A 12,187-nucleotide genomic window follows, 5' to 3' on the forward strand; every position below is an offset into this window, starting at 1 on the left:
CCCCTCCCACATGTTCAACCGTGTTGTGCCCTAAGCCATTGGGGAATGCGCCGCTCAAGGTAGTAGCTGGGGCGTTTCAGTGAGCCATCGACGAAGCCCACGTGCCCACCTTTGGCCGTCAGTTCAAACTCAATGCAATCCGACAACTCACTGGCATCCGGCAGGCTGTGCGCAAACACAAACGGGTCATCGGCCGCCTGGATAATCAGCGTCGGCGTGCGGATAGCGCCCAGGTAATAGCGGCTCGATGCCTGGCGGTAATAGTCCTCGGCACTCATAAAACCGTGCAGTGGCGCGGTCACCCGGCCGTCGAAATCCCAGAACGTGCGCATCTTCTCCAAGGAGCCCAGCGCTTGCAGGGTTTTCAGCCCGTCTTCCCGGCCATCCTGCAGAAACTGGCGCTGCTTGACGCGGATATACGCCAGCATCTCGCGCATGAAATGCTTCTGATACACCCGTGAGAACCCCAGCCCGATGCGGTCTGCGCATTGGTCCAGGCGAAACGGCACCGACACCGCCGCCGCGCCTTGCAGCCCGGACGTTTCGCCGGTTTCACCCAAATGCTTGAGCAGCACATTGCCGCCCAGGGAATAGCCCGCGGCATACAACGGCGCCAACGGCCGCTTGGCGCGCAGATGGGCAATCGTTGCCGCCAAGTCTTCGCTGGCACCCGAGTGATAGCTGCGGGCCAACAGGTTCGGCTCGCCGGAGCAGCCACGCCAGTTCAGCGCCACGCTGGCCCAGTCGTGAGCACCGAGGACTTTTTGCAGGCCGGCGACATACGGCGAATTGGAGGAACCGGTCAGGCCGTGCAGCACCAGCACCAACGGCGCTTGTGCGTCGTGAGGGCCATGCCAGTCAAGATCGAGAAAGTCGCCGTCTTCCAGCCACAAGCGTTCGCGCTGGCGCTCGATATGGGTCGTGGGGCGCCACAGCGGCCCCCACAGGGTTTGCAGGTGGGGGTTGCCGAGGCCGAAGGCGGGCTTGAATGTTTCAGAGCTGGGGTTCATGCAAGTCTCTGTGGCCACAACGGCCCAATCGCGATCAACCCTCAATCAACCGATGCCACAGCGCGTAATACACCCGCCCTGACTTCTGCTCCCGGTGCAGGCGCCACGTCCCCGGCAAGCCCAGGGTAGACGGCGCGGTCTCGCTTTCAGTGTAGACCCACGCATCCGGCGCCAGCCACTGGCGTTCTTCCAGCAGTGCACAGACGGTTGGTAGCAGGTTCTGGTTGAACGGCGGGTCGAGGAACACCACGTCGTACGCACTGGCTGCCTGGGTTTCGAGGTAGCGCAGGGCGTCGGCGGTTTGTACCTGGCCATTGGTGCAGCGCAGGGTGCCCAAGTGTTCCTTGAGGCTGGACACCGCGACATTGCTGGCGTCCAGTGCCTGGGCCTGGGCCGCGCCACGGGACAGCGCTTCCAGGAACAGCGCGCCACTGCCGGCGAACGGGTCCAGCACCTTGGCCCCGCCGATATACGGTGCGAGCCAGTTGAACAGCGTTTCACGCACGCGATCCGGCGTCGGGCGCAGGCCCACGACGTCTGGGAAGCTCAGCTTGCGGCTGCCCCATTCACCGCCAATGATGCGCAGTTGGCCCACACCGTTGTGTACGTTGTGGACAGGTTTTTTCGGGCGAGATGAACTGGCCATTAATGCTCCGGAACCCCGAGCGGCTGCTCGGCGGGTTTATCAGTGGGGGGCGGTAGTGGCTTTTGCGCAATCGTCGGGCCGGCGGTCACGATGACCATCTTGTTGGCGCTCAAGTGTTTGTTCAAGGCAGCCTTGACCTGCTCTACGGTCAGGGCCTGGGATTGTTTCATGAAATCTTCCAGATAGCTCAGCGGCAGGTTGTAGAAACCCATGGCGCCCAGTTGGCCGACGATATCAGCGTTACTCGCGGTCGACAGCGGGAAGCTGCCGGCCAGCTCGCGCTTGGCGTCATCCAGTTCTTTCTGGGTCGGGCCGGTCTTGAGGTAGTCGGCCAGCACTTGTTCGACCAGGCGCAGGGTGCCGCCACTCATTTCGGCGCGAGTCTGCAGGTTGATCATGAACGGGCCACGCACCTGCATTGGCGAAAAGCCGGAGTATACGCCGTAGGTCAGGCCGCGTTTCTCGCGCACTTCGCTCATCAACCGGGTGCCGAAGCCGCCGCCGCCGAGGATCTGGTTGCCCAGGGACAAGGCGGCGTAGTCCGGGTCGGCGCGGTCGATGCCCAGTTGGGCGAACAGCAGGTGGGTTTGCTTGGACGGAAACTCGATGTGGCTCAGGCCGGCTTTCGGCTCGGTCGGCTGGGCGATCTTCGCCAGGGCCGGGCCTTTGGGCAGTGACGCAGAGACCTTGGCCGTCATCGCTTCGGCTTCGGTGCGGGTCAGGTCACCAACCACAGCAATCACCGCGTTACCGGCGGCATATGCCTTGGCATGGAAGCCCTGCAACTGCGCCAGGGTGATCTTCGGCACACTGTCAGGCGTGCCTTCGCTTGGGTGCGCGTAAGGGTGATCGCCGTACAGGCGTTTGAACAGCTCCAGGTTCGCCAATTTGCCGGGGTTCTGCTTCTGGTAGTCGAAGCCGGCGAGGATCTGGTTCTTGATGCGGGCCAGGGAGTCGGCCGGGAAGGTCGGCTTGCCGATGACCTCGTCAAACAGCGTCAGGGCCGCATCGCGCTTTTCGCTTGCGCTCAAGCTGCGCAGGGACACCAGTGCCATGTCGCGGTAGGCGCCATTGCCGAAGTCGGCCCCCAGGCCCTCAAAACCACTGGCGATCTGGCTGACATCCTTGCCCGGTACCCCTTCATTGAGCATGGCGTTGGTCATCAGTGCCAGGCCCGGCACATTGCCGTCCTGGCTGCTACCGGCGGCGAACAGGATGCGCATGTCGAACATCGGCAGTTCATGGGCTTCGACGAACAGCACCTTGGCGCCTTCGGCGGTGGTCCAGGTTTGCACGTCGAGCCTGCGGTTGGTCGGCGCCTTGCCGTCCAGCTCCGCCAGGGATTGCAGTTTGCTCGCCGATTGGGCTTTGTCCAGCGCCTGGCTGGCCATGGACTCGTTGGGGCGCAGCACATACACGGCGCTCGCCGCAGCCAGCGTGACGGCGATCAGGCAGGGCAGGATCAGGCTTTTGCGATCACTCATGAGCGGTCTCCTCAGGCAGAACATGGGCGACGCTCAGACGTTCGCGGGTGAAATAGGTGCGCGCGGCCTTCTGGATATCTTCCGGGGTCACGCTTTGCAGGTCGGCCAGCTCAGAGTCCATCAGCTTCCAGGACAGGCCGACGGTTTCCAGGGAGCCGATGGCCGTGGCCTGGCTGGTGATCGAGTCGCGCTGGTAGACCAGGCCGGCAATTACCTGGGCGCGGATACGCTCCAGTTCCTCGGCGGTCGGCGGTTTGGCCTTGAGTTCTTCCAGCAGACGCCACAGGCCGGCTTCGGCTTGGGCGATGGTCTTTTTCTTCTGCTGGTTGGGGGTGGCGCTCAGCATGAACAGAGTGTCGCCACGGGTATAGGCGTCGTAGTTGGTGGAGGCGGCGGAGACCAGCTCTTCACCGCGCTCCAACTGCTCGGAGATGCGCGCGCTGTAGCCGCCGTCGAGCAGCGCCGAGATCAGGCGCAGGGCCTGCACCGAGCGCTTGTCTTCGGCGGTGGCCAGGCCGGGGACGTTGAAACCCAGGAGTACGCTCGGCAGTTGGGTTTGCACGTGCATCGTCAGCAGGCGCTCGCCGGGTTCGGCCAGCTCCATCGGAATCTTGGCGGGCGGTACGTCACGCTTGGGGATGGGGCCGAAGTAGCGCTGGGCCAGGCTTTTCACCTCGTCCGGGGTCACATCGCCGACCACCACCAGGGTAGCGTTGTTCGGCACGTACCAGGATTGGTACCAGTGGCGCAGCTCTTCGACCTTCATGCGATCCAGGTCGGCCATCCAGCCGATGGTCGGCGTGTGGTAGCCGCTGGCCGGGAACGCCATGGCCTTGAAACGCTCGTAGGCCTTGGACATCGGGTTGTCGTCGGTGCGCAGGCGGCGTTCTTCTTTAATCACCTCGATTTCGCGGCTGAACTCGTCGGCCGGCAGGCGCAGGCTGGCCATGCGGTCGGCTTCAAGTTCAAAGGCCACGCCCAGGCGGTCGCGGGCCAGCACCTGGTAATAGGCGGTGTAGTCGTCACTGGTGAACGCGTTCTCTTCAGCGCCCAGATCGCGCAGGATCAGCGAGGCTTCGCCTGGGCCGACTTTGGCGCTGCCCTTGAACATCATGTGCTCAAGGGCGTGAGACAAACCGGTCTGGCCCGGGGTTTCGTAGCTCGAACCAACCTTGTACCAAACCTGGGAAACCACCACCGGCGCGCGATGATCCTCGCGTACGACGACCTTGAGGCCGTTGTCCAGGGTGAATTCATGGGTGGGTTGTGGGTCGGCAGCCAGAGCTGAAAGGGGCAGACAAACTGTGCTGAGCAGCAGGCCTGCGGCGCGGCGGGCTAGAGCATTCATTCGTTTTTTAACCTGTTGGGCTGCCCGCTTGGTCTTAGCGTCGGCGGGCGAGGAGGTGCTAGGATACTGGTCGGATTTACGGACGGCCACTGCGGCAGTCTTGTTGAGGCCCTATTTAGGCCTTACAAAATGTTGCGCATGAACGAGCTGGCTAAAAAACAGTCTGTTACGCATCGTATTTTATTTACCGACGCGCCCCTTGGCGCGTCGCTACCTTGAGATAGCCGTCTCCATGTTTGGTTCCAACGACGACAAGAAGACCCCAGCTGCGGCTGGCGAGAAGAAAGGCCTGTTCGGATGGCTGCGCAAAAAACCGCAGGAAACCGTCGTCGAACAGCCGCAGGTTCTAGCCGAACCGATCCCCGAGCCCATAATAGAAGCCGAACCGCTTGCTGAAACGCCGCCGCCGGTGGTGTTGCCGATGGTTGAACCGGTGTTGCAGCCGGTCGTCGAGGCCGAGCCGGAGCCCGATCACAAGCCGTGGCCGCAGCTGCCGGTGGCCGAAGAGCCAGTGGCACTGGTTGAGGATGTGCAAGCCGAGCACGTGGTGCCGCCGATTCCTGCGGTGATTGAATCGGCGCCGGTAGAAAACGTAGTGGTTCAAGCGCCGCCGGTGGTCGAAATGCCTGCGCCCCTGGTCGCCGCACCCGCGGTTATCGAGCCGGCCCCCGTCGCACCAGCCACCGAAGCCAGCAAAACCGGCTTCTTCGCCCGCCTCAAGCAAGGCCTGAGCAAGACCAGCGCCAGCATCGGCGAAGGCATGGCCAGCCTGTTCCTCGGCAAAAAAGTCATTGATGACGAGCTGCTGGAAGACATCGAAACGCGCCTGCTCACCGCGGACGTCGGCGTGGAAGCCACCGCCGTGATCATCCAGAGCCTGACCCAGAAGGTCGCGCGCAAGCAGTTGACCGATGCCGATGCGCTATACAAATCCTTGCAGGCCGAGCTGGCGGCGATGCTCAAGCCTGTTGAAGCCCCGCTGGTAATCACCCCGAACAAGCCGTTCGTGATCCTGGTGGTGGGCGTCAACGGCGCCGGCAAGACCACCACCATCGGCAAATTGGCCAAGAAGCTGCAGGGTGAGGGCAAGAAAGTCATGCTCGCCGCCGGCGACACCTTCCGCGCGGCTGCCGTGGAGCAACTGCAAGTCTGGGGCGAGCGCAACAAGATTCCGGTGATCGCCCAGCACACGGGCGCCGACTCCGCTTCGGTGATCTTCGATGCCGTGCAAGCCGCCAAGGCGCGCAACATCGACGTGCTGATCGCCGACACCGCCGGTCGCCTGCACACCAAAGACAATTTGATGGAAGAACTGAAGAAAGTGCGCCGCGTGATCGGCAAGCTCGATGCCGACGCTCCCCACGAGGTGCTGCTGGTGCTCGACGCCGGCACCGGCCAGAACGCCATCAGCCAGGCCAAGCAATTCAATCAGACGGTGCAACTGACCGGCCTGGCCTTGACTAAGCTCGACGGCACGGCCAAAGGCGGCGTGATCTTCGCCCTGGCCAAACAGTTCGGGTTGCCGATTCGTTATATCGGCGTCGGTGAAGGCATCGACGACCTGCGCACCTTTGAAGCCGAACCCTTTGTACAGGCACTGTTTGCCGAGCGGGAGCGTTCATGATTCGATTCGAACAGGTCGGTAAACGCTATGCCAACGGGCATGTGGGCTTGCATGAGCTGAGTTTTCGAGTGCGTCGCGGCGAGTTCTTGTTCGTGACCGGTCATTCCGGCGCCGGCAAAAGTACCCTGTTGCGCCTGCTGCTGGCCATGGAACGCCCAACCACTGGCAAACTGCTGCTGGCAGGCCAGGACCTGGCGACCATCAGCAATGCACAGATTCCATTCCTTCGCCGTCAGATCGGCGTGGTGTTCCAGAACCACCAGTTGCTGTTCGATCGCACCGTGTTCAATAACGTTGCGTTGCCGTTGCAGATCCTGGGGCTGTCCAAGGCCGAAATCATCAAGCGCGTGGATTCGGCGCTGGAGCGCGTCGCGCTGTCGGACAAGACCGACCTCTACCCTGGCGATCTGTCCACCGGCCAGCAACAACGCGTCGGCATTGCCCGCGCCATCGTCCACCGCCCAGCCTTGCTGCTGGCGGACGAGCCAACCGGTAACCTCGACCCGCGTCTGGCGGCCGAGATCATGGGAGTGTTCGAAGACATCAACCGCCTGGGCACCAGCGTACTCATCGCCAGTCACGACCTGGCGCTGATCGCCCGCATGCGCCACCGCATGCTGACCCTGCAACGCGGTCGCCTGATCGGTGACGGGGAGGCCGGAGTATGAGTGCTACACGCAGCCCTAAAGTATCCGAACGCGTGGCGCCGAAACCGGCCGACCCGCAACCGAAAAAGAAAAAGCATGACGACGATGACGGTCCGGACTTCGGCACCCTGCTGCGCGCCTGGATTGAAAGCCATCGCGCCAGCCTGCTCGACAGCCTGCGCCGTCTGGGCAAGCAGCCGATCGGCAGCTTTTTCACCTGCCTGGTAATGGCCGTGGCCTTGAGCCTGCCGATGGGCTTGTCGCTGCTGCTCAATAATGTCGAGCGCCTGGGCGGTTCCTGGCAGCGCGCGGCGCAGATTTCGTTGTACCTCAACCTCGACGCCAGCCCCCAGCAAGGCGAGGCGCTGCGCGACGACATCAAGAACATGCCGGGCGTGGCGGATGCCGAGTACGTCAGCCGCGACCAGGCGCTTGAGGAGTTCCAGCAGCAGTCCGGCCTGGGCGAGGCGCTCAAGGAACTGCCGCAGAACCCGCTGCCGGGCGTGGTGCTGGTGACGCCGAACGAGGTCGACAAAACGGCGCTGGAAGCCCTGCGACAAAAACTCGCGGAGCTGCCCAAGGTGCAACAGGCGCAACTTGATCTAGTCTGGGTAGAGCGCCTGGCCGCCATCCTCAAGCTGGGTGACCGCTTTGTGTTTGGTCTGACCGTGTTGTTGGTGTCTGCATTACTTTTGGTGATAGGTAATACCATTCGTCTTCATATTGAAAACCGCCGCACCGAGATAGAAGTGATTAAACTGGTCGGCGGTACAGACAGCTATGTGCGTCGGCCTTTTCTGTACATGGGCGCGCTTTATGGTTTGGGTGCGGGGATTTTGTCCTGGGCCGTGCTGGCTTTTGGCCTGAACTGGTTGAACGACGCGGTTGTCGGGCTCGCCGGGTTGTACGGCAGCGATTTTGCCCTGGCCGGCGTGCCGGTAGCCGATGGTCTGAGTCTCTTGCTTGGCGCGGTATTGTTGGGTTATATCGGTGCCTGGATTGCGGTCGCACGGCATTTACGCGAGCTGGCGCCGAAGTAGTTAATGTCAGATTAATGTGGTTTCGTTTGTATTGACCGTATCAGCGGTTTAGGGAACTTGTCCTACGGTTCCCGGGTCAATTTTCGCAGTGCTGAACTGCACGAGTTACGTGAGTCGGAGGTTTTTTCGTATGACCACTTCTTTGCAACCTGCTTATGCCTTGGTCCCGGGTGCGAACCTGGAGGCCTATGTGCACACGGTCAACAGCATTCCATTGCTGACGCCAGAGCGGGAGCGTGAACTGGCCGAGAGTCTCTACTATGAGCAGGATTTGGGGGCGGCTCGGCAGATGGTGCTCGCCCACCTGCGTTTTGTCGTACATATCGCCCGTAGCTATAGCGGCTACGGCCTGGCCCAGGCTGACCTGATCCAGGAAGGCAACGTCGGCCTGATGAAGGCGGTCAAGCGCTTCAACCCGGAAATGGGTGTGCGCCTGGTGTCGTTCGCGGTTCACTGGATCAAGGCGGAAATCCACGAGTTCATCCTGCGCAACTGGCGCATCGTGAAAGTGGCGACCACCAAGGCCCAGCGCAAACTGTTCTTCAACCTGCGCAGCCAGAAAAAACGCCTGGCGTGGCTGAACAATGAGGAAGTCCATCGCGTGGCCGAAAGCCTTGGCGTGGAGCCTCGTGAAGTGCGCGAGATGGAAAGTCGCCTGACCGGCCATGACATGGCCTTCGACCCGGCCGCCGAAGCGGACGACGACAGCGCCTTCCAATCGCCGGCCAACTACCTGGAAGACCATCGGTACGACCCGGCGCGTCAACTGGAAGATGCCGACTGGAGCGACAACTCCAACCACAACCTGCACGAAGCCCTGGAAGTGCTGGACGACCGCAGCCGTGACATCCTTTACCAGCGCTGGCTGGCGGAAGAAAAAGCCACGCTGCACGACCTGGCTCAGAAGTACAACGTGTCGGCTGAGCGGATTCGTCAGCTTGAGAAAAGCGCGATGAACAAGTTGAAGCTGTCGATCGCCGCTTAACCCAGCGGGTGACACTGGGTCAGAAAAATGTGGGAGGGGCTTGCCCCTCCCTCATTGTTTGTGTGTTGTGTCAGTCGGACCAGGGGGCTCTGCGGGAGTTGTTCAGTTCCACGAGATAACTGTCCCCACCCAACTGGCTCATCTGCTGACGAATCCAGGCCGCCCGCCGCGCCACATAGGCGGTTGGATGGCTGGCGCTCCAGACGCGCGGGTTCGGCAATACGGCAGCCAAGTAGCTTGCCTGCTGCCGCGAAAGCCCTTTAGCACTCACGCCAAAATGATGCCGCGCAGCCGCTTCGGCACCAAACACGCCCTCATCCCATTCCACGCTGTTGAGGTACACCTCAAGAATCCGCTGCTTGGGCCACAACACCTCGATCAACCCGGTAAACCAAGCCTCCAGGCCCTTGCGCAGATAACTGCGGCCGGCCCACAGGAACAGGTTTTTCGACACCTGCTGGCTCAACGTGCTGGCGCCGCGAATGGAACCTCCGCGCTCGTTGTGCAGGATCGCCGCCTGGATTGCGCCGAAGTCGAAGCCCCAATGCTGCGGGAAACGCTGGTCTTCACCGGCCATCACCGCGACTTTGAGGTCATCGGAAATCTCGTCCCACGGCACCCAGGTGCGTTGCAGGTCGATGGGCTCGCCGTCGAACCAGGATTCGATCTTGCGCTCCACCATCAGCGCAGTGAACGGCGGCGGGACGATACGCAACAGCAGCACCAGCAAGACACTGCCGATGGCAAACCATTTCACGACGTTGAGAAAGCGTTTGAAGAGGAGACGCAGCATAGAGATGGCTTGGCCGAACCCGTTGAGCGGGCCATTATACAGACCCTGCCCGATGAGTCTGACTGGAGTTCCTCATGCTGCGTAGCTTTCTGATGCTGGCTGCCTTTTTCGGCTTCACCGGTGTGGCCCTCGGCGCCTTCGCCGCCCACGGCCTGAAAAACCGCCTGAGCGCCGAATACCTGGCGATCTTCCAAACCGGCGTGACGTACCAACTGGTGCACACCCTGGCGCTGTTCGGCGTCGCGTTGTTGGCCGCGCACCTGCCAGGCCGCCTGGTGACTTGGGCCGGCATCTCGTTCGTGGTCGGTATCCTGTTGTTTTCCGGCAGCCTGTACGTGCTAACCCTGACCGGTATCAGCAAACTCGGCATCATCACACCGTTCGGCGGCCTGGCGTTCCTGCTCGGCTGGTTCCTGTTGGGCCTGGCAGCATGGCGCTTGCAGCTGTGACCGCTTGACGCTTGAAGCTGACCTTCAGGTTCCAATCGCGCTAGAATGCTGGCCCCTAAAAACGATGGCGGCCCGTGGCATGCGCATTCAGTTGAACGGTGAACCCTTTGAACTGCCCGACGGCGCAACCGTCGCGGCCCTGCTGACCCGCCTGGATCTGACCGGGCGTCGCGTCGCAGTTGAGCTCAATCTGGATATCGTCCCGCGCAGCCAGCACGAAGGCACCGCGCTCAGCGACGGTGACCAGGTCGAAGTGGTCCACGCCATTGGCGGCGGCTAGTCGCCTGCCCGAATTCTGCAGAACCTCACCCCATTACGAGGATTTCCCATGAGCATCGTTCGTAGCGACAAGCCTTTCGTCCTGGCCGGTCGTACCTACCAGTCCCGTCTGCTGGTCGGCACCGGCAAGTACCACGACATGGAAGAAACCCGCCTGGCCATCGAAGCCTCGGGTGCCGAAATCGTGACCTTCGCCGTGCGCCGCACCAACCTCGGCCAGATCGAGGGCGAGCCAAACCTGCTCGAAGTGCTGTCGCCGGACCGCTATACCTTCCTGCCGAACACCGCCGGTTGCTACGACGCCATTGAAGCCGTGCGCACCTGCCGCCTGGCCCGTGAGCTGCTCGATGGCCACAACCTGGTGAAGCTGGAAGTGCTGGCCGACCAGAAAACCCTGTTCCCCAACGTGATCGAAACCCTCAAGGCCGCCGAAACCCTGGTCAAGGAAGGCTTCGACGTGATGGTCTACACCAGTGATGACCCGATCATTGCCCGTCAATTGGCGCAAATCGGCTGCATCGCGGTGATGCCGCTGGCCGGTCTGATCGGTTCGGGCCTGGGGATCTGCAACCCCTACAACCTGCAGATCATCCTCGAAGAAGCCACGATCCCGGTGCTGGTGGATGCGGGCGTGGGCACTGCCTCCGACGCAACCATCGCCATGGAATTGGGCTGCGACGCGGTGCTGATGAACTCGGCCATCGCCCATGCCCAGCAACCGATCATGATGGCGCAAGCCATGAACCACGCCATCGTCGCGGGCCGCCTGGCCTACCTCGCCGGGCGCATGCCGAAAAAACTCTACGCCAGCGCCTCTTCGCCGCTGGATGGTCTGATCAAGTAAGAGCCATTGATGACTGAATCAAACGAAACGCCGAACACCCTGGAAGCGGGCGACGAGTCCAAGCACCGCCGCATCAAGAGTTTTGTGATGCGCGCCGGCCGCATGACCGAAGGCCAGCAAAAAGGCCTGGAGCAAGGCACGCCGCTGTTCGTGTTGCCGCTGGCCGACGCGCCGGTGGATTACGACCAGGTGTTCGGCCGCTCGGCGCCACGCTCCCTGGAAATCGGCTTCGGCATGGGGCATTCCCTGCTCGAAATGGCCGCCGCCGCGCCGGACCAGGACTTTATCGGCGTGGAAGTGCACCGTCCCGGTGTCGGCGCGCTGCTCAACGGCGTGCTGACCCAGGGCCTTACCAACCTGCGGGTCTACGACTGCGACGCGATCGAAGTACTCAACCGCTGCATCGCCGACAACAGCCTCGACCGCCTGATGCTGTTCTTCCCCGACCCTTGGCACAAAGCCCGTCACCACAAGCGTCGCATCGTCCAGGCGTCCTTCGCCGAGCTGGTGCGCAGCAAATTGAAAGTGGGCGGCATCCTGCACATGGCCACCGACTGGGAACCGTATGCCGAATACATGCTGGAAGTGATGAACGTCGCTCCCGGCTACCGCAACCTGGCCGAAGACGGCAAATGCGTGCCGCGCCCGGCAGAGCGTCCGATCACCAAGTTCGAACGCCGTGGTGAGCGGTTGGGGCATGGGGTATGGGATTTGAAGTTCGAGAAGCTGGCCTGACCCGCTTTCGAATTAAAATGCAGTAAAAAATGTGGGAGGGGCTTGCCCCGATAGCGGTGTATCAGCCAAAGATTTGGTGGCTGGCACCCTGCAATCGGGGGCAAGCCCCCTCCCACATTTGGTTCTGTGTTGGGTTTGAGGTCAGCGGCGGTCTGCCACTACCCCAATCAGCACCAGCACTACCACCAACACCGGCGCCAGGCTGTAGTTATTGAACTGGCTCAACCCCCGCACAATCCACGGCGTGGCGTAGATCAACGCCGCGCCGCTGCCGATCATGCACAGCAGCGCCATCAAGGGAAC

Annotated in this window: 14 protein-coding genes; 8 read left to right on the forward strand and 6 right to left on the reverse strand. The window is 62.0% G+C overall.

Features of this window, described 5'->3' with window-relative positions:
* Positions 1-14: 14 nt before the first annotated feature.
* The 4 genes from JWR98_RS26965 to JWR98_RS26980 are packed head-to-tail and all read right to left on the reverse strand — an operon-like array spanning position 15 to position 4,488.
* Complete coding sequence (locus JWR98_RS26965; protein ID WP_205491670.1) at positions 15-1,010, reverse strand: hydrolase; 996 nt, start codon at positions 1,008-1,010, stop codon at positions 15-17.
* Between the two features lie 34 nt (positions 1,011-1,044).
* Positions 1,045-1,656 (reverse strand): 16S rRNA (guanine(966)-N(2))-methyltransferase RsmD, encoded by a 612-nt coding sequence (gene rsmD, locus JWR98_RS26970; RefSeq protein ID WP_003176704.1) that lies wholly within the window; start codon positions 1,654-1,656, stop codon positions 1,045-1,047.
* Positions 1,656-3,140 (reverse strand): M16 family metallopeptidase, encoded by a 1,485-nt coding sequence (locus JWR98_RS26975; RefSeq protein ID WP_205491672.1) that lies wholly within the window; start codon positions 3,138-3,140, stop codon positions 1,656-1,658. Before JWR98_RS26975 ends, rsmD begins: the two co-directional genes overlap by 1 nt.
* The gene (locus tag JWR98_RS26980; RefSeq protein WP_205491674.1) at positions 3,133-4,488 is read right to left on the reverse strand and encodes a M16 family metallopeptidase; all 1,356 of its coding nucleotides are present in this window, start codon (positions 4,486-4,488) and stop codon (positions 3,133-3,135) included. The genes JWR98_RS26975 and JWR98_RS26980 overlap by 8 nt, the downstream gene beginning before the upstream one ends.
* Before the next feature lie 232 nt (positions 4,489-4,720).
* Between JWR98_RS26980 and ftsY the strand changes: the two genes are divergently transcribed.
* The 4 genes from ftsY (at position 4,721) to rpoH (ending at position 8,784) form a co-directional block, all read left to right on the forward strand.
* The gene (gene ftsY / locus JWR98_RS26985; protein ID WP_205491676.1) at positions 4,721-6,112 is read left to right on the forward strand and encodes a signal recognition particle-docking protein FtsY; all 1,392 of its coding nucleotides are present in this window, start codon (positions 4,721-4,723) and stop codon (positions 6,110-6,112) included.
* Positions 6,109-6,780: a cell division ATP-binding protein FtsE gene (gene ftsE / locus JWR98_RS26990; protein WP_003176700.1), complete on the forward strand. Its 672-nt coding sequence runs from the start codon at positions 6,109-6,111 to the stop codon at positions 6,778-6,780. Before ftsY ends, ftsE begins: the two co-directional genes overlap by 4 nt.
* Entirely contained in the window at positions 6,777-7,799 is a 1,023-nt protein-coding gene (gene ftsX / locus JWR98_RS26995) for a permease-like cell division protein FtsX (RefSeq protein ID WP_078735074.1), read from the forward strand. Before ftsE ends, ftsX begins: the two co-directional genes overlap by 4 nt.
* Positions 7,800-7,929: 130 nt before the next feature.
* A complete protein-coding gene (gene rpoH, locus JWR98_RS27000) occupies positions 7,930-8,784 on the forward strand; it encodes an RNA polymerase sigma factor RpoH (RefSeq protein WP_205491678.1) in 855 nt (284 codons plus the stop codon).
* 70 nt (positions 8,785-8,854) lie between these two features.
* On the opposite strand, the gene mtgA is transcribed toward rpoH, so the two are convergent.
* Positions 8,855-9,577, reverse strand: coding sequence for a monofunctional biosynthetic peptidoglycan transglycosylase (gene mtgA / locus JWR98_RS27005; RefSeq protein WP_078735073.1), 723 nt, complete (start codon positions 9,575-9,577; stop codon positions 8,855-8,857).
* A 74-nt stretch (positions 9,578-9,651) separates the two neighbouring features.
* Here mtgA and JWR98_RS27010 point away from each other — a divergent pair, with 74 nt between their 5' ends.
* From JWR98_RS27010 to trmB, 4 genes are all read left to right on the forward strand, one after another.
* Positions 9,652-10,026: a DUF423 domain-containing protein gene (locus tag JWR98_RS27010; protein WP_078735072.1), complete on the forward strand. Its 375-nt coding sequence runs from the start codon at positions 9,652-9,654 to the stop codon at positions 10,024-10,026.
* A gap of 79 nt (positions 10,027-10,105) precedes the next feature.
* The gene (thiS, locus tag JWR98_RS27015) at positions 10,106-10,306 is read left to right on the forward strand and encodes a sulfur carrier protein ThiS (RefSeq protein WP_179119968.1); all 201 of its coding nucleotides are present in this window, start codon (positions 10,106-10,108) and stop codon (positions 10,304-10,306) included.
* Between the two features lie 48 nt (positions 10,307-10,354).
* Complete coding sequence (locus JWR98_RS27020) at positions 10,355-11,149, forward strand: thiazole synthase (RefSeq protein ID WP_078735070.1); 795 nt, start codon at positions 10,355-10,357, stop codon at positions 11,147-11,149.
* 9 nt (positions 11,150-11,158) lie between these two features.
* Positions 11,159-11,884 carry a tRNA (guanosine(46)-N7)-methyltransferase TrmB gene (gene trmB, locus JWR98_RS27025; RefSeq protein ID WP_058426548.1) on the forward strand — a complete coding sequence of 242 codons (726 nt, stop codon included), beginning with the start codon at positions 11,159-11,161 and terminating at the stop codon, positions 11,882-11,884.
* Between the two features lie 141 nt (positions 11,885-12,025).
* Here trmB and JWR98_RS27030 read toward each other — a convergent pair.
* On the reverse strand, positions 12,026-12,187 hold a 162-nt coding region (locus JWR98_RS27030), incomplete at its 5' end, for a DUF3392 family protein (protein ID WP_205491680.1).

The sequence above is a fragment of the Pseudomonas lactucae genome, from assembly GCF_016937615.1.
GTDB classification, from domain to species: Bacteria; Pseudomonadota; Gammaproteobacteria; order Pseudomonadales; family Pseudomonadaceae; genus Aquipseudomonas; species Aquipseudomonas lactucae.